The organism is Paenibacillus silagei, assembly GCF_017874735.1.
Lineage (GTDB): Bacteria > Bacillota > Bacilli > Paenibacillales > Paenibacillaceae > Paenibacillus_AQ > Paenibacillus_AQ silagei.
In genome coordinates this window covers 135,744-153,146 of the sequence record NZ_JAGGLV010000018.1, presented here as the reverse complement: position 1 = coordinate 153,146, position 17,403 = coordinate 135,744, and the positions used below count along the sequence as shown (strand labels likewise).

The window sequence follows — 17,403 nt, the reverse complement described above, 5'->3', positions numbered from 1 at the left end:
ATTTAGAATGGATGCGACGGATGCCACCCACTTATTTTCATTCCTGGGGGTGACAAGGCCTCTGTCTTGTCATGCCTGTTTTTCGATTACATTTGGCTTACGTGCTGCCCCCGGTTCCATTGTGGTCGGTTTTTCGATTACATTTGGCCTACGTGCTGCCCCCGGTTCCATTATGGTCGGTTTTTCGATTACATTTGGCCTACGCGCTGCCCCCGGTCCCATTATGGTCGGTTTTTCGATTACATTTGGCCTACGCGCTGCCCCCGGTCCCATTATGGTCGGTTTTTCGATTACATTTGGCCTACGTGCTGCCCCCGGGTCCCATTGTGGTCGGTTTTTCGATTACATTTGCTCCACGCGACTCCGTCACGCCCAATGTGGTCGGTTTTTCGATTACATTTGGCCTACGCGCCGCCCCCGGTCCCATTGTGGTCGGTTTAATACGCATACATTAGCCTTCAACCGGTGAAATCAGGTACACTCCTGCTCCTCCCGGCGATCCTGCGCCGCACAGCAACAAAATTTGGATTGAAATAGGTCATTCGCAGGATTATAATGTGATCATATAACCACTTTTTACCTAATATTTTAAATAAAATACATAATTGACAGGAGATATGCCTATGGATTGGCTTCATGCTTATGAGGACGAGCTCCGTGTGGTCTTTGAGGAGAACCGCAGGGTGATCTCTGCGTTTCCAGAGCCGCTTAATGCCCGCGGCCTGTCGTATCTCAATCAGTTCAACGTGTTCCACCCGGACAGCCACAAGAATTACATCTGTTACCTGCTGCCCTTCTGGCTCCAGGACCCTTGTGGCCTGAGTCCTGAACTGGCCCGCAGGATGTCCGCAGGTAACGTCTTCCTCATGCTCTACTTCTTCCTCCAGGATGATCTGATGGACAGCCCGGAGGCCTCGGCAGCGGAAGCGCTACCACTTGCCAATCTGCTCTATGTCGAGTTTCTGGCTACCTACCTTCCGCTGTTCCCGGCGGACTCTCCCTTCTGGCCCTGCTTCAGCCGTTACATCAGCGAGTGGGCAGACAGCGTGAGCGGTGAAGCCGGCAGCGATTACTTCCTGAATGACCGCATCCGTATCTCCCATAAGGCCAGCCCGCTTAAGCTCAGCAGCACGGCCGCACTGCTGCTCTCCGGCCAGTCCTCCTCCATTCCCGAGGCCGAAGCGATGATCCACACTGTGCTGTTGACCCTGCAGCTGCTCGACGACTACGAAGATTGGGAGCAGGATCTGGAGGACAGCAGCTATAACTGCCTGTTGTCACTGGTACGCTCCAGTACCGGGATGGCCGCAGGAGAACCACTGACCGAATCAACAGTGAAGGACTTCATCTATGTAGCAGGCGGACTTACCGGATATGCTGCAACTGCCCAAGCCAACCAACTCATCCTGGAGGAGGCCAGCTTACAGCTGCCCTTGCTGGTGTCCTTCCATCTCGTGCTCGTGCAGAACCTGCAGCAAATCGCCGCAGCCATTGAAGCGCAGAAGCAATTGCTGCTGGGCGGGGGGCTGGATTACTGGCTGTCTTCGCACTCGAATCTCTCATAATTTATGCAAATAGCAATAGAATTATATAATGGCCTATGCTATACTAAAAAGGCAATTATAACCATTTTGAAAGGGTGATTGTATTGTCAGTAGGAGTTCTTAAGAATCAGGTGATTCAGAAGGCGTGGGAAGATCCGGCTTTCAAACAAAGACTGCTTGCAGATCCGAAGGCAGCGCTCCAGGAAGCGCTGGGCATCAACCTTCCTGACAACATTACACTGAAGACCGTAGAGGAAGGCTCTAATGAATTCTACCTGGTCATTCCCCCAAGCCCTTCTTCCGATGTAATGAAGACACGTATCACCCCAATGGGAACCTGGTAGCATATTCAAGTCAACCTATTATCTTATCGGGAGTTGGAATCGTCCGGCCCTTCTGCACGCGGCAGAATGGTGATGGACTCGGTTCCGGCTCCTTTTTTGCTCATAAAACGAATTTCGCCCTCCATCGCTTCAATAATACGGAAGGTAACCATCAGCCCGAGCCCCGTGCCCTTCGTCTTGTTGGAGGAGAAATACGGCTCGCCCAGACGGCTAAGCACGGCCGGTTCCATACCTGCCCCGTTATCCTTAATATGAATATGCACCTTATCCCCCCGGCTGTACGCCAGCAGATGAATCGTGCCTTCCTCCCCCAGGGATTCAATGCTGTTCTTGATGATATTAATCATCGCTTGCTTGAACTTCGAGGAATTCCCTTTGACCCGCAGGCCGTCTTCCACCTCCAGAATCATTTTGCCCCCGTTCAAATGGCATAAAGGCAGCAGGATGCTCTGGATATGCATGAACTCTTCATTCACATAGAGCAGGGAGACCTGTTCAAATTCCGGCTTGGCAAAGGTCAGAAAATCGGTGATAATACTCGCCGCCCGGTCCAGCTCACTGAGCGCCATGGACAGGTATTTCTGCTCGTCCCCGCTCGACTTCTCGCTGAGCAGCTGGAGAAACCCCCGGGTCACCTGGAGCGGGTTACGCACCTCATGGGCTACCGATGCTGCCAATTCGCTGATAATCTCCATTTTCTCTGAACGCTGCAGTTCGTTGTTGAACAGCTCCAGCTCCTGCGAATATTTCACCACTTGGCTGTGGTTCTGCGCCAGCCGCCGTCCCAGAATTACAATCAGCGAGAGAATGAACACAACCAGCGCCCACTTCCAGTAGAAGAGATCATAATTTCCGCGTTTGAAATAATACCACATCAGCTCCAACACCCCGGTAAGGGCAGCCGTACCGAAGCCGCAGGCGAAGATGATCGCATCCTTATTGCGCTTCAGGGAGAACACGATGACGCAACCGATCAGCAGAATGAATTGAAGAATCATAATAATGCCGACAATATTGGTGGAGATGAAGTAATAGAATTTCAGATACCGGCCCCCGGAGAGTGCATTTATAATGAGGAGGACACAGCAGAATAAGGAATAGACCATCTGGAATTTGCGGAACCTGCGGATGATGCCGTATTTGCCCGCGCCGAATATTTTCTCGAACAGGAAGGTCAGTGCGGGTAACAGGGACAACAGCGCCACATCGAACAAAAATACACTGAGCCCGCCCAAATAGCTGTAGAAGGTATATGTGAAGGGAGAGTAGGTTACAGAGAGCACACCAGTAGAGGCAATGACAATGGACAGCGAAGCTGCCACGGGGAAATACTCCTTGTTCAGGAAAAATGCGCATACAAACAGCACCGCCGCCACGAAGATAAAAGCGCCGCCCAGAATCACATCTATGAGTCCGTTTTTGATATAGTCCTTAATTAGAAGACTGTGCTCACCGAGCATCACCTGCTCTTTGATTCCGATCCGGTCCTGGAGCGTCTGCGTCCAGATATAGAGCGTCTTTCCGTTATCACGCATGTCCAGAGGCACAAGCAAGGAATAATTATCCATAATGAAGCCGCGGTCTCCTTCAAAAACCAGCCGGTCCTCCACATACACCTTCACATGCAGCGCATAAATCGTCTGAATATAGACGGAGGGGGACACGTAATGATAGGAGGGCAAAGTAATCTTGGTCCAGGCGGAGGTTACCCCGGTAGGCTTGCGCGGCATCTCCGCCTTCGCCTCCACGTCAATCCACCCCTGGTCATCCTTTACAGGAGCCTGGAGTCCGCCATCATCCGGCCCCTCCTGCCACTTCATCTGCCAATGTCTGATCTCACTGGCGGGGGAAGCACTCTGCGCGGACACCAGGAGGCTTCCGCAGGCTAGGCAAAGCAGAAACAATACTAACGCTGTATGTAAACTTTTGACCATCAAAGACATGCAAGCACCTCAGAGGAAAGTTTTAGAAGCAAAGTTCTGTAGTGTTAATATTTCGCCCCATGCTCTGCCCATCCCTTCAAAAAAACGGAATAAACAAAAAAAATTTCTAATTCATGCTGGAGGCCGGCAATTTAATAAGCACCTCGGTTCCTTCGCCCTTGCGGCTGTGGAACTCAATCGTGCCGTTCATCGCTTCAATAATACGGAAGGTGACCATGAGGCCGAGCCCCGTCCCCTTGGTCTTATTGGAGTAATACGGCTCGCCCAGACGGGCCAGTTCGCTAACCTTCATTCCCTCGCCGTTATCCTTCACGCTGATGATTACCCAGTTGCCTGTCCTCCAGGCTGTTACGACAATCTCCCCCTCCTCCTGCAGTGATTCAATGCTGTTCTTGATCAGATTAATGAACGCCTGTTTGAATTTGGCCGGGCTGCCCGTCACTTGAAGCTCCTGCTGCAGACGCAGCTCTATCGAACCGCCCTGCAGATTAGCCAGCGGCAGCAGGATTCCCGACACATGCTTCAGCTCCCCCGAGACTTCGAATACATCCACGATATCCAAGCCCGGCTTGGCAAAGGTAAGGAAATCAGTAATGATTACCGAGGCCCGGTCCAGCTCTCCCACAGCCATCTTCAGATATTCCTTCTCCTTGTTGCCGGAGCGCTCCCCCAGAATCTGCAGGAACCCGCGTGTGACCTGGAGCGGATTACGCACCTCATGGGCTACCGAGGCGGCCAGCTCACTGATAATCTCCATTTTCTCCGAACGCTGCAGCTCATTATTGAACTTCTCCAGCTCCCTGGCGTATTCCAGCGCCTTCTCATGGCTTCCCGCAAACCGTTTCCCCAGAATAGCAATCAGGGAAAGAATGAATACCACCATGCCCCATTTCCACCAGTACAGATGATACCTCTCCATTGAAATGAAGTAACGCAGCAGCTCCGCCACCGAGACCACGGCAAATACAGAGAAGCCGCCCGTGAACAGGATGGCATCTGAATTGCCTTTGCGGGCATAAGAAAGCGCCAGATACAGCAGGTAGATAAGCTGGGCCATCATTAGTACACCGGTTGCGTTAATAGTCAGAATAGAATACAGCGCATCCAGCCGGAAGGATACTGCGGCATTCAGAATAAGCGCTGCGGTACAGAACAGGGAATAGGCGAGCTGAAATTTACGCACCCGGGTAGTGAAGCCCCGCTTGCCCGGTCCGAATAGCTGCTCAAAATAAAGCGTGAACGCCGGCATAATGGTGAACAGGGCCAAATCGAAGCTGATCTGCCTCAGACGATCCCCCCGGCTTAGAATCAGCGTCAGAAACGGGGAGTACGTCAGCAGCAACACTCCAAAGGACAGGATGACAAGGGCTAGAAAAAAACCGCTGTAGAAAAATTCGGGCTTAAGGAACAGCAGGCAGATCAATAACGCTCCGGCCATGAAGATCATGGCGGCTCCGAGCACAACGTCCACCAGATCCTGCTTCACATAAAAGGACAGCAGCTGATTATAGCTGCCAACCCTTATGTGCCCCTCGATTCCAAACTCCCCACTGCCCGCATTCCACAGATAGAGCGGCTTTGCACTGTCTTGTGCCGGTAATGGAATCAGCACCTTGTTGCCGCTATATTCCACATCCCCGCTGGAATCGTAGATTAGCCGGTTGTCTATATATGCTTTCAGGTTGTCGCCAAATACTCTATCGATCAGAATAGCGGGAGTTGCTCCCGCAGGAGGCAAGGTAATCCGCATCCAGGCGGAAGCGGTACCTGCTGGCGAAAGGGGCCTGGCCTCCCTGGCCCGCACCCATGTCCATCCGGCGGCTGGCCCTGCCATTACAGCTTCTATGCCGCTATTCCCGGCCGTTTCCCACTTCAGCTCCCAGGCCGGAATTTCCGCTTCGGTATGTGCATCCCATTCTATGGCGATCCCCGCTGGAATTATGGTTTTTACAAGCAGCAGCATAATAAAGACTGCGGCTGTTTTGGTTGATGCTAACTTCATTGTGGCACCTCAGTGAATCCTTAGTTGTATTTATATAGTCCATATGATTCTTATTTTCGACAACGTTTGCACAATACCTGCCATCAGACTGCAAATAACCTCGAAACGGCTCGGTTAATTCATCTATTCCGGTTATTCTGCCGGAGAAATGAATATATTAATCAGATGGGCAGCCTGGATGCCGGGCAGATTCGCCGCCGCTTAAACGGGTATAGTTGTACTATAAGATGAAGAAGACTTACAACAAGGGAAAAGGGAGCTGATTCACGATGGGTAACGAATTCAATAAGACGGAAGCCGACTTTGCATATGAGCGCTATACCAAAATGGGCGGTGTCTCCCCGGAGCAGGATATCCCGCTGGAAGAATTGCGTCCGCTTGGCACGATTACTGAGCCAAGCCCCAGTGAGGAAACTGCAGGCGCCGGGAACCGCCCGCTGGAATCTGCACTGGCCAGTCATGACCCTGCTCACTTCACACCGATCGATTTCGACGGTGTAGTGGATGACGGCTCGGATCCGGCGCTGGAGAGCGATCCTATTCTGGCAGCCGATATCGGCCTGAATGTGCCGGACGCCGGGCTTGGACCGCGCGCAGACCGCCCCGCTCCCTCTTCCGCCACCCCCGGTCCGCAGCGGGATGAGCTGCTGGAGTCGGATGCTATATACACGGCCGGTGCAGCCGGATTAACCGGCAGCGTCATTGATTATGCGGATACGGAGGAAGAAGTGACCGAAGAAGCGGAAGAAGCCGCTCCGCTGGAGGATGTCCCGGATGCGGATGAGCTGGTTCCCGGAAGCAGCATTGACCCGGTCTCCCCCGACCCTGATGCCATGCCCGGAACCGATGTGCTGAACGGCTCGAACGGTGACGAGTAGACACGGCTAAGCGGTCCTGCCGGGGCGTTCACCCAAGGTCCAGGTTCATATTGACTTTTGGAGACAATCGGCATACGATAGTTTCATTCGATTACGGCGATGGAGTTCGCCATAACCGCCCTTCGGGGCTAATGACTCCTACCAGTGGTTAACTACGCTGGTAGGAGTCTGTTTTGATTTCAGGGCAGTATTTATTTCGGGTAGGGGAGCGTTAGCCATAATGAAGAGGAAGTATGAACGGTGGGCAGCACTTGCAGCGCGCCAGAGCCAGCTTGCGCTCTGGAGTACATTCGTCAAATGGGTGATTCTGGGGGGACTGGTCGGGCTGCTGGCAGGAAGTGCCTCGGCCTTGTTCCTGGCCAGTCTGAACGCAGTCACCCAGGTAAGGCTGGAGCATGCCTGGCTGCTCTTCCTGCTTCCGGCGGGAGGCGCGCTCGTCAGCGGAATGTATATGCGTTACGGCAAGAGCAGCCTGAAGGGTAACAATCTGATCCTGGAGCAGATCCGTCAGGGCAATGAAGCGATTCCGCTGCGCATGGCCCCGCTGGTCCTTGGCGGGACGCTGATTACCCATCTCTTCGGCGGCTCGGCCGGACGCGAAGGCACGGCCGTGCAGATGGGCGGCAGTCTGGCCGACGCACTCGGACGCTGGCTCAGAATCGGTCCGCTGGACCGCCGAATCCTGCTGATGTGCGGCATCAGCGGCGGCTTCGGCTCCATCTTCGGCACTCCGCTGGCCGGAACGGTGTTCGGCCTGGAGGTCATCGCCATCGGGCTGATCAGCCATAAGGCGCTGCTGCCCTGTTTTGCCGCCAGCTTCACCGGTGATCTGGTAGCCTCCCGCTTGTGGGGCGTTCACCATATCCATTATCAGGTGGATGTCTTCCCCGCTATGGATGCGCTGGTGCTGGTCAAGGTTATATTCGCCTCCATCCTCTTCGGCCTGTGCAGCCTGCTGTTCAGTGAGCTTACCCATTATCTGAAGCGGACCTTCACCGCCCTAATCCGTAATCCTATGCTCAAAAGCGCCTCCGGCGGGCTGATCATTATCGCCCTGGTCTACATAGCCGGTACCCGGGACTATCTGGGTCTGGGCCTTCCGCTGATCAGCAGCTCCTTCGAAGACGGCGTATCGCCCTTCGCCTTTCTATGGAAGCTGATCTTCACCGCCTTCACCCTGGGGACCGGCTTCCAGGGCGGCGAAGTAACCCCGCTATTCGCGATTGGAGCTTCCTTGGGGAGCAGCCTGGCCGGAGTGCTTCATCTATATGGGCCTTTCCTGGCCTCACTTGGCTTCATCGCTGTCTTCTGCGGAGCAACCAATACACCGCTTGCCTGCTTCATAATGGGCATCGAGCTGTTCGGCTCCGGCGGAGCGGTCTATATGTTCATCGCCTGCATCATCAGTTATCTGTTCTCCGGGCACAGCGGGATCTATAGCTCCCAGCTAATCGGCATCTCCAAAAGCGCCTTGCTGCCGGTTCCCGAAGGAACGACGCTCGCTTCCGCCAAGGAGCAGTCCGCACCAAAGTAGCGGAATCCGGCAGGGCGCGGAAGCAGGCTTTGCCAGAAGCAGGACAAAGAAGGTATGATACAGAGGTGAATGCACTAGATTATTTAAGGACAAAAGGACAAAAGGAGAGATTCTGAAGTGAAGTCTATCACAAGAAAACCCGTCATCCTGCTTGCGGTGATGTGCCTGATGCTCGTCATTCTGGCGGGCTGCGGCAATAAGCCAGTGAATAATAATGCCGCCGGTAATGGGAACAGCAGCTCCGGAGCAGGCAGTGAGGCTACAGCAGCACCGCAGGAGAGCGCCGCCGCTACAGAAGGCGTGCCTTCAGCCACAGCCAGCCATCCGGTGGTTACAATCGAGATGGATAACGGCGCTGTTATTAAGGCCGAGCTGTATCCCGAGGTTGCCCCCAATACGGTCAACAACTTCATTTCATTGATCCAGAAGGGCTTCTATGACGGAACCATCTTCCACCGGGTCATTCCGGGCTTCATGATTCAGGGCGGGGACCCGGATGGCACAGGAATGGGCGGACCAGACTACAGCATTGCCGGAGAATTCAATAACAACGGCTTCACCAATAATCTGTTGCATACAGAAGGTGTGCTGTCCATGGCGAGAAGCAAGGATATGAACTCTGCCGGCTCCCAGTTCTTCATTATGGCCGCTGCTTATCCAAGCCTGGACGGCGATTACGCCGCCTTCGGCAAGGTTACCGAAGGACTCGAAGCGGTCCAGGCGATCGTCAGTCTGCCGCGTGGCAAGAATGACCGTCCGGATCAGCCGCCGGTAATGAAGAAGGTCACCGTTGATACCCTTGGGGTTACTTATCCCGAGCCGCAAAAAGCACAATAAGCAGCCTACAGGCCGGTTGCACTGACTAGTCTTGCTCCAAAATCCACACAAAAGAGCCATCCTCCATAACCGGAGAATGGCTCTTGGCCTATTGTAAGCACATGCGGTGGAGTCTGCGAAGGGATCAGGCCCAGTATTGATCTGGCCGGTATTCGATTTCGGACTGCACGGCTATCGTTAAGCGCCCGGAGTCCGCATCATAGGTTACAGGCTGATCTCCAACGTAGTACCAATGCTTGATGACCGGCCCGTCCGCAGGCTCCTCGAAGCGGAATACATTAAGCTCCGCCTTCAGCTCCACCACCGCAGCGCCCTTATCTGCCGCCACATCCGTCAGGGTGATTAAGGTCAGCCCGCCCTGCTTATCGAAGGTATACCCTACTCCCTCCATGCTGTTCACAAGCATGCGTCCGGTTACGGAATGCTTCACCAGCACTCTCTCCTGTTCTGCCATTCAAGCTCCTCCTTCATGTCGGTATCCCGCCGCGCATTACGGCAGATCAATCACCATGACCAGTATATTCTCATCAACCTTCAGCTCCAGCTGCGCTATGTCCTCGATTCTTGCCGAATCACCCGGCTTCAGCACATCATCCCCGTTCAGGGTAAGCTGCCCTTCGACCAGATATACAAAGCTGCGCCGCCCCGGCTCCTGCCGGAAATCCAGTTGCCCTCCCGCCTCGGCCTTCCCGAGATAAATGGTCATGTCCTGGGCTATACCGACAATTTCGTCAGAGGCTTCGGAGGCTACTACCGGAAGCAGCCTTCCTTCAAGCTTGGCCGGATCGAAGCGTCCGGTTGCATAAGAGGGAGCCGTCCCCCGGGCCTTGGGCATGAACCATAGCTGAAGCAGGCGGACCGGCTCACTGTCCGAAGGGTTATGCTCCGTATGAATCGCGCCGGTCCCTGCCGACATCCGCTGGATGCCGCCAAAGGACGTCTGTGCAACATTGCCGAGGTTGTCCTCATGACGAAGCACGCCGGACAGCACAATCGAGACAATCTCCATGTCACTGTGCGGATGGGCGCCGAAGCCTTTTCCCGGAGCGATCGTATCATCGTTACAGACGCGCATCGGCCCAAAGGCCGTATTGTCCGGATCATAGAAATCCCCGAAGGAGAATACATGACTGCCCTTCAGCCAGCCGTGATCGAACTGGTGCGCAGACGCAGCAGGATAGATTGTAATCAATGGAACCGCCTCCTGTGGTTTATTATGAAGTGGTCGATATCTGCAGTTCAGAAACGATGAACCATTTCTTGGACGCAGCATCCTTGAAATACACCTGGATCATATAGTTCCCCTTGTCGGTAACCTTATAATTATACGCTGCCGATTTGAACCAGAAGCTGTCCTTCTTCTCTGTAATCGGCTGGTTATCTACAACATCCGTCTTGCCTGCCGGGTCTGTAATGGTGATTTTCAGATCGGAGATATCTGTTTTGAGATCATCCACCTGCACCAGGGCAGAGAAGGTATTGCTGGTGTCCATTCTGACTTTGCCGAAAATCTTGCCCGACTCATCCAGCAGCACCGTATTCACATTAGGCTTGTAGATCTTGACCGTCCCTGCTGAGTCGTCCACCGATACAATCGCCTGCATATTCTCGGAAAGCTGTTCCACAGGCACATAGACCCCGCCATCCGAGGATAGTGCAGACTGCTTAAGCAGCATATTATTTACATAGAATGAGAGATCTGTTTTGCCGGCAGCAGCATACAGCAGGCCTCCTCCCGAGACCATCATCAGGCACATTGTTGAAATCGCCAGCTTGCGCATCTTCCCCATTATTCCCGTCCCCCTCTATAATGTCCTATGCTGTTTATACCCTTCAGGCGGCAAGGAGTTGCTGTGAATTGTAAAATAAAACCGGCTGTACTTTTTTCCTGAGGAAAAGGCACAGCCGGTCACGGGACAACCTTCTTACTCCGGGCACACCCGGAAGCAGCAATTACAGCTTGGCGATCGTCTCGGTAAGAACCGGTACAATCTGAGATTTACGGGACACTACACCCTTCAGTACAGCCTTGTTATCATCCAGCTTCACATTGTAAGCCTGCTCCACAGCGCCGGCAACGCGGCCCAGGGCAAGACCCACGGAATCGTTGTTCAGGATATCGGTAACCACGAACAGGAACAGATCAAGTCCCTTGTCGTCAATAATCGCGGTAAGCGCAGCTTCCAGCTCCGACTGCTTGGACAGGACATCATTCACATCCACAGCGTTAACCTGGGCAATCTCCACCTTATACTCGCCCATCTTGAATTCCTTGGCATCCAGAGAGATCAGTTGGGCAATGCTCTTGTCGCTCAGGTCTGCACCGGCTTTGAGCATGTCCAGGCCATAGCTCTCGGCATCCACTCCGGCAATGACCGCCAGCTCACGCGCAGCAGCCACATCCTGCTCCGTGCAGGTCGGCGATTTGAACAGCAAGGAATCGGAAATGATAGCGGACAGCATCAGACCGGCGATGTTCTTGGGAATGGCCACGCCATTCTCTTTGTACAGCTTATTCAGAATGGTAGCCGTACAGCCGACTGGCTCAGCCCGGTAATACAGCGGATAGGCGGTCTCGAAGTTCGCAATCCGGTGATGATCAATAACCTCAACCACACGGACCTGATCAATATCATTCGCACTTTGCTGGCGTTCATTATGGTCAACCAGAATCACTTGTTCAGCTTCTGCAGCAACGTTCTCCACCAGACGCGGCGCTTCTACCCCGAAGTGGTCGAGGGCGAACTGAGTCTCTCCGCTGATGTCTCCAAGCCGGACCGGCTCAGCATCCCAGCCCAGTTCCTTCTTCAGTGCCGCGTAAGCAATTGCCGAGCAGATCGTATCTGTATCCGGGTTTTTGTGACCAAAGATCAAAGTTTTTGTCATTTCCAATCTCCTTACTATGTTTTTGTGAGAATAATATACCATACATTGATAGAAACCTGCCAGAGACCCGTAAATATCCGGCCTGGGTTAACTCTTGGTATGCTCCTGCACTGCCTCTACAGGTTGACCCCGCTTCGTCTTCGGCAGCGCCTCAGGCGCATTCTCCCCGTATAAAGGCTCGTTATCCGAGAACAGATCAGGGTTCTCTCTGAGCATATCACTCAAAATACGCGTAGTCTCTACAGTGCCGCAGAGCATAACCGCCGCATCGCCGAAGCTGCCCCTGCGCAGCGCCCCGCCGTCCTCCAGCACGGATTCCACCTTCCAGAAATGCTGCGACCAGGACAGTCCGCAGTGTCTGCGCGAAGGCACCGCGATCTCCCTGCCTTCAGGCGTCACGGTACAGAGCGCCTCATGCCCGTCCGTCATCCGGCCGGGAATATCCACCCACTCTTCAATGCCGTGAATGAATGTATTTCTCCGCAGATCCACACCAAGCAGCATAATCTCCGCTTCCCGGTCCAGCAGCTTGCCATAGACCGAACCGCGTGCACAGGGCGTATCCCAGCGCTCATCTCCGGCCGTGAACACCGCCGCATCCCTGCCTAGCGCCGCCACCGAATGCGTAGGATGCCAGGAACGGATCACGCCCGGCCGCTTGCGGAACAGCTCCGGCAGAATTCCTACGCAGGCGGGCGACTCCACCACAGAGAAGCGCGGATTCTGCCCGTCGATATAAGACCAGGTATGCGTGGGCAGGACCAGCAGTCCCTCCTTCATATATTCAGAGAGAACATCCAGTACGGTATCCGCTCCCCCTTCCACTTCACCGATGCTTTTGAGCGAGGAATGGACCAGCAGTGTCCCGTGCGGATCGATCCCCATCCTCTCCAGCTGCTTCATCAGACTTGATCTGGTGTGCATGATTAACCCCACTTTCCTGAATAATAAATACCATCCTTGAAATACACCTTGCAAAATTACTCATTTACTATTAAAATTATAGTAACTTAATATTAATGAGTGATTTTACAGATTTTTTATATATCGTGCTAAGCGAACCAACCAAATATTTCAGGAGGTATTCCCATGAGTTTAACATTAAAAGGACTTCACCATGTATCTGCCATTACCGCCAAAGCGCCTGAGAACTACAAATTCTATACAGAAGTGCTCGGACTGCGCTTGATCAAGAAGACCGTCAACCAGGACGACGTATCCGTCTATCACCTGTTCTACGGGGATGAAACCGGGAATCCCGGCACGGAGCTTACCTTCTTCGAGCTGCCTAACGCAGGGCGTAACCGCGACGGCAACAACAGCATCTCCGCACTCTCCCTGCGTGTTCCCGGGGATGATGCCCTGCTCTTCTGGACACAGCGCTTCACGGTGTTCGGTGTAGAGCATGAGGAAATCACCGAGCGCGGCGGCCGGAAGACGCTGGCCTTCACCGACCATGAAGGCCAGCGCCTCATCCTCGTCTCGGATGAGCATAACGAGGGCATGCCCGGCGGCAAGCCGTGGGCCAAGAGCCCGGTTCCTGCCGAGTATGCCATTGTCGGACTGGGACCGGCACATCTGACCGTCGAGACCGCTGAGCATACGGCACTGATTCTGGAGGACCTGCTCGGCTTCCGCCGCGCAGGCAGCTATCCTTCTCCGGTGGCGGGCCAGCCGGACATCCTCGTGTTCGAGACCGGTGAAGGCGGCTCCGGCACGGAGATCCATCTGGAGGAGCGCAGCGACCTCCCGCAGGAGCGCCTGGGACGGGGCGGCGTGCATCATGTAGCCTTCCGTGTCGATAACGAAGAGGAGCTGAAGCAGTGGATTGAACGCATCCGCAGCGTACAGCTCCCGAACTCGGGCTTTGTGGACCGCTTCTACTTCCGCTCCCTGTACTTCCGCGAACCGAACGGTATTCTGTTCGAGCTGGCAACGGACGGACCGGGCTTCGCCACAGATGAGGAAGTCGAGCATCTGGGCGAGGCGCTGGCCCTGCCGCCGTTCCTGGAATCAAAGCGCGAACAGATTGAGGCCCACCTGAAGCCGCTGGACACCCGCCCGCAGATCTAACGTTATTGACTTAGTGAATTAGTTCAGATGAATTGCACATGAAGAAACTCCGGCTGACTTACAAGCCGGAGTTTCTTTTTAGGTTAGCCAAGCCTGCATAGCAGCTTAACTGTACTGGCTCAGATCAGCTCTCCGACCAGGTGATCGTGAAGAGGTTGAAGCCGGGCCGGGCCGTGGAGGCTTTGCCTGTAATGGATACAGGACTTGTCCCGCCGAGTCTGCCCGAAATTTTTACATTGCTGGCGGATACCGACTCCGAGGCATTATCCAGATTTTTAATCCGTGCATATTCACTGTACACGAAGCCCATGATCTCCAGTGTCTCCTGCGTTGAATACGTGAACGCTACCTTCTTCTGGCCGTTAGCATCCGTATCCAGAGTGATCGCAATCAGGGCGTCCTGGGGAATCGGAAAATCCTTAGGCAGATTAACCGGTCTGGCCGTCCCTTCCACTACAGGAGCAGGAGTTGTATTCCCCCCGCCGGTAGAGGTTCCCGGTGCAGGAGTCGGAGCAGGAATATTTGCGCTGCCTTCTCCAATTCTCACTTTATAGTTGACCGAGTCATAATTGATAGGCACCTTCAGCACCGTGGCGATCGATTGGACCGGCAGGTAGGTGAGACCTTCATAGGTAATTGGAGTCAGGGTTTTGCCGTTGCCGTCCTTCATCCAAAAAGGATTACCATCCACCACAATACCCAGGCTATGGTTCAGATAAGCCTTAATCTGCTGCAGCTTGGTGCCCGCATACACTCCTGCCGAGCCTGTTACCGTCATACCGGTGACCACCGCGGCAATCAGCCATTTTTTTCTCATAATATCCTCTCCCGTATGTTGTTGTTAAAAAAGTAGAAACTTTGCGTCCCTATATATTTAACACGGAAGCGAAACTTTCAACCTGCCTGCCGCCGTTTATTCCGCTTACGCGCGGTTCACGATCTCCACCAGCTCGTCCAGACTGCGGATTTCATAGGTAGGAAGGTTCTCAGGATCACCGGACTTGCCCAGCGGATTGAACCAGCATGTATCGATGCCATAGTTGTTCCCGCCCCGGATATCCGAGGTCAGGGAGTCTCCGACGATTAGCACCTTGCGTCTATCGGACAGCTTAAGCTTAGCAAAAGCATAATCGAAAATCCCCGTCTCCGGCTTCTGGTAGCCCGTCTCCTCCGATACAATCACCGCCTCGAATACCTCGCTTAGCGGGGAACCCTTAATCCGGGCATGCTGCACATCGCTGATTCCGTTCGTAATCACTGCCAGCCGGCACCCGGTAAGCTCACCGCAGAGCTCGGCAGCCCCCTGAATCAGGAAGGTACCCTCCCCGAGAAAGCGCAGGTACGCTTCACTGAATTCCTCCGGCTTGAACGTGAGCTGACGGGCGGCAAACAGCCGGTTGAACCGCTCTACCCGCAGGGCGGCAGAGGTGATCTTCCCTTGCTCGAAATCCTTCCATAAGGCATGGTTAATCTCCTGGTAGCTGGCCGCATACTCCTGCGCGCCTGTCGGCAGCCCGAAGTGGGCAAAGGCATGGCTCAAGGCGTGGTTCTCGGCCATTCCATAATCGAACAGTGTATCATCAGCATCAAATAGGATACATTCGTATTTCATCTTTTCCTCCATCTCGCTTATGTAGTTCGACAACATACATCCTTCTGCGATATAATTTGGGATAGGCCTTAAAAAAATCAACGGGGTGATTGTCATTTTATACGGTTTAGCTTTTCTCGTGTCATTTTTTATCGTTTATCTGCTGATTCCTCCTCTGGGCAGGCTCGCTTTCCGGCTGGATTTCGTGGACAGGCCGAGGGAAGATGTTGAACGCAAAATCCATAGGGAACCCATCCCGCTAACGGCAAGCTATGCCATATTCGTAGGTTTTTTCATTACATATCTGCTCTTCGCACGTGAATTCACCCTGGAGACGCTCGCCCTGTTCATTGGCGGTGTGCTTCTGCTGACTATAGGAACCATCGATGACTGGTACAAAACCAAAGGCAAGGATTTCCCGGCCCTGCCCAAATTCATCGTACAGATTGCCGCCGCCGTTCTGGTGTTCTTTTCCGGCAATGCGTTTACCGGCTTCATTAATCCGTTCTCAGGTGATTATATCTCACTGCCGTTCATTTTGCAGTTCCTGCTGACGATCATCTGGATCTTCGGCGTCACTACGGTCATTAATTTCTCGGACGGCATGGACGGTCTGGCCGGCGGACTTACAGCGATCTCAGCAGTAACCCTGTTCGTAGTCGCACTTACGATGGGCCAATCCACTTCAGCCTTCATGGCAGTTTCGCTGATCGGGGTTACCCTGGCGTACTTGCGCTTCAACAAGGCTCCGGCCAAAATCTTCATGGGCGATGCCGGCGCCACCTTCCTCGGCTTCATTCTGGCAGTGATTGCGCTGGACGGCGCCTTCAAGCAGGCCACGGTGTTGTCGCTGTTCATTCCAATTCTCGCGCTGGGCGTACCGATCTTCGACAATATTTTTGTCGTCATCCGGCGCTTCCTGAAGGGACAAGCCATCTATCAGGCGGACGCCACTCAGGTTCATTACCGTCTGCTCAAGGCTGGTCTGAACCAGAGACAAGTGGTCGGCGTGCTTTATCTGGCCAGCATTTGCCTCTCCCTGTCGTCCATTATCCTGCTATTGATCCAGACGTAGGCAGGCCGAAATTACAAGTGGAAACGGCATTGCCGTCCTTTTAAAGGACGGTACCGTTTCAGCGAGAAAGATAAGGATAATTTTAGCGCGAAGCCTATAAATACTTATCTTTTGAAAAGGGCTGTTCCCAAAAGTCATGAAATGGCTGATTGGGACAGCCTTTTTAGTTTTGGGTGGACACTGAGTGAACGGAATTGGTTACTTGGGAGAACCTTTTACTTGGAGTAGGATCATCGTAGGCGCTTTGGGTGGACACTCCGCGAACGGACCGTTGTTCCACAGAGATGGTTACTTGGGCTTTTACTTTCGAGCAGGATCAACGCAGGCACTCGGATGGACGCTCCGCGAACGGACCGTTGTTCCAATCGCTGTGCTCTCCAGATTTTTTTCATTCCCCTTAGCGGTGAAAATCCGGAGACCAAGGCGACCGCTATCGCTTTTACACAATCGTTCCGTTCTCTCCGCTGTTTAAGCGGGATGCGATTTAAAACCACAAACCAGGCACTACACACACCCTTTCGCCCTCGCACCAGCTCATGCGTTCGGTTTTTCGCATACATTCGGACCACACGCCTGCGCGCCAGCAAATGTATGCTGTTTTTCGCATACATTCGGACTACTTACCTCGCACCCGGCGCATTGTGGTCGGTTTTTCGTCTACATTGGAGCCGATTGTCTCGCGCCTGCACATTGCGA

The 17,403-nt window shown here is 53.7% G+C and carries 16 protein-coding genes and 1 riboswitch; of the genes, 7 read left to right on the top strand and 9 right to left on the bottom strand.

Going from position 1 to position 17,403, the window contains the following annotated elements; all coding sequences use genetic code 11:
• Window positions 1-623: 623 nt before the first annotated feature.
• Both J2Z70_RS23555 and J2Z70_RS23550 read left to right on the top strand, forming a co-directional pair.
• Window positions 624-1,565 (top strand): hypothetical protein, encoded by a 942-nt coding sequence (locus J2Z70_RS23555; protein WP_209877226.1) that lies wholly within the window; start codon window positions 624-626, stop codon window positions 1,563-1,565.
• Window positions 1,566-1,639: 74 nt separating this feature from the next.
• Window positions 1,640-1,888 carry an NHLP leader peptide family RiPP precursor gene (locus J2Z70_RS23550; RefSeq protein ID WP_372238068.1) on the top strand — a complete coding sequence of 83 codons (249 nt, stop codon included), beginning with the start codon at window positions 1,640-1,642 and terminating at the stop codon, window positions 1,886-1,888.
• A 23-nt stretch (window positions 1,889-1,911) separates the two neighbouring features.
• Here the strand turns inward: J2Z70_RS23550 and J2Z70_RS23545 are convergent, their stop codons facing one another.
• Both J2Z70_RS23545 and J2Z70_RS23540 read right to left on the bottom strand, forming a co-directional pair.
• Window positions 1,912-3,756, bottom strand: coding sequence for an ATP-binding protein (locus tag J2Z70_RS23545; protein WP_342593049.1), 1,845 nt, complete (start codon window positions 3,754-3,756; stop codon window positions 1,912-1,914).
• A gap of 181 nt (window positions 3,757-3,937) precedes the next feature.
• Window positions 3,938-5,833: a sensor histidine kinase gene (locus J2Z70_RS23540; protein ID WP_209877221.1), complete on the bottom strand. Its 1,896-nt coding sequence runs from the start codon at window positions 5,831-5,833 to the stop codon at window positions 3,938-3,940.
• 269 nt (window positions 5,834-6,102) lie between these two features.
• On the opposite strand from J2Z70_RS23540, the gene J2Z70_RS23535 reads away from it, so the two are divergent.
• The 3 genes from J2Z70_RS23535 (at window position 6,103) to J2Z70_RS23525 (ending at window position 9,082) form a co-directional block, all read left to right on the top strand.
• Window positions 6,103-6,711: a hypothetical protein gene (locus J2Z70_RS23535; protein ID WP_209877219.1), complete on the top strand. Its 609-nt coding sequence runs from the start codon at window positions 6,103-6,105 to the stop codon at window positions 6,709-6,711.
• A gap of 86 nt (window positions 6,712-6,797) precedes the next feature.
• Window positions 6,798-6,859: riboswitch (Fluoride riboswitch) on the top strand.
• Between the two features lie 72 nt (window positions 6,860-6,931).
• Window positions 6,932-8,245, top strand: coding sequence for a voltage-gated chloride channel family protein (locus tag J2Z70_RS23530; RefSeq protein WP_209877217.1), 1,314 nt, complete (start codon window positions 6,932-6,934; stop codon window positions 8,243-8,245).
• A 159-nt stretch (window positions 8,246-8,404) separates the two neighbouring features.
• Entirely contained in the window at window positions 8,405-9,082 is a 678-nt protein-coding gene (locus J2Z70_RS23525) for a peptidylprolyl isomerase (protein ID WP_209877239.1), read from the top strand.
• A gap of 124 nt (window positions 9,083-9,206) precedes the next feature.
• Here the strand turns inward: J2Z70_RS23525 and J2Z70_RS23520 are convergent, their stop codons facing one another.
• The 5 genes from J2Z70_RS23520 to J2Z70_RS23500 form a co-directional block, all read right to left on the bottom strand.
• Window positions 9,207-9,536, bottom strand: coding sequence for a hypothetical protein (locus J2Z70_RS23520; RefSeq protein ID WP_209877215.1), 330 nt, complete (start codon window positions 9,534-9,536; stop codon window positions 9,207-9,209).
• 36 nt (window positions 9,537-9,572) lie between these two features.
• Window positions 9,573-10,274 (bottom strand): pirin family protein, encoded by a 702-nt coding sequence (locus tag J2Z70_RS23515; RefSeq protein WP_209877213.1) that lies wholly within the window; start codon window positions 10,272-10,274, stop codon window positions 9,573-9,575.
• A 22-nt stretch (window positions 10,275-10,296) separates the two neighbouring features.
• Window positions 10,297-10,872 carry a hypothetical protein gene (locus tag J2Z70_RS23510; RefSeq protein ID WP_036723452.1) on the bottom strand — a complete coding sequence of 192 codons (576 nt, stop codon included), beginning with the start codon at window positions 10,870-10,872 and terminating at the stop codon, window positions 10,297-10,299.
• A gap of 163 nt (window positions 10,873-11,035) precedes the next feature.
• The gene (locus J2Z70_RS23505; protein WP_209877211.1) at window positions 11,036-11,968 is read right to left on the bottom strand and encodes a manganese-dependent inorganic pyrophosphatase; all 933 of its coding nucleotides are present in this window, start codon (window positions 11,966-11,968) and stop codon (window positions 11,036-11,038) included.
• An 87-nt stretch (window positions 11,969-12,055) separates the two neighbouring features.
• The gene (locus J2Z70_RS23500; protein ID WP_209877209.1) at window positions 12,056-12,892 is read right to left on the bottom strand and encodes an AAC(3) family N-acetyltransferase; all 837 of its coding nucleotides are present in this window, start codon (window positions 12,890-12,892) and stop codon (window positions 12,056-12,058) included.
• Between the two features lie 165 nt (window positions 12,893-13,057).
• On the opposite strand from J2Z70_RS23500, the gene J2Z70_RS23495 reads away from it, so the two are divergent.
• Window positions 13,058-14,041: a ring-cleaving dioxygenase gene (locus J2Z70_RS23495; RefSeq protein WP_209877207.1), complete on the top strand. Its 984-nt coding sequence runs from the start codon at window positions 13,058-13,060 to the stop codon at window positions 14,039-14,041.
• Window positions 14,042-14,165: 124 nt separating this feature from the next.
• Here J2Z70_RS23495 and J2Z70_RS23490 read toward each other — a convergent pair whose 3' ends face one another.
• Together J2Z70_RS23490 and J2Z70_RS23485 are read right to left on the bottom strand one after the other, a co-directional pair.
• Window positions 14,166-14,858: a hypothetical protein gene (locus tag J2Z70_RS23490; RefSeq protein WP_209877205.1), complete on the bottom strand. Its 693-nt coding sequence runs from the start codon at window positions 14,856-14,858 to the stop codon at window positions 14,166-14,168.
• Window positions 14,859-14,963: 105 nt separating this feature from the next.
• Window positions 14,964-15,653 (bottom strand): YjjG family noncanonical pyrimidine nucleotidase, encoded by a 690-nt coding sequence (locus J2Z70_RS23485; RefSeq protein ID WP_209877237.1) that lies wholly within the window; start codon window positions 15,651-15,653, stop codon window positions 14,964-14,966.
• Between the two features lie 94 nt (window positions 15,654-15,747).
• Here J2Z70_RS23485 and J2Z70_RS23480 point away from each other — a divergent pair, with 94 nt between their 5' ends.
• Window positions 15,748-16,707 carry an MraY family glycosyltransferase gene (locus J2Z70_RS23480; protein WP_425355124.1) on the top strand — a complete coding sequence of 320 codons (960 nt, stop codon included), beginning with the start codon at window positions 15,748-15,750 and terminating at the stop codon, window positions 16,705-16,707.
• Window positions 16,708-17,403: the final 696 nt, after the last annotated feature.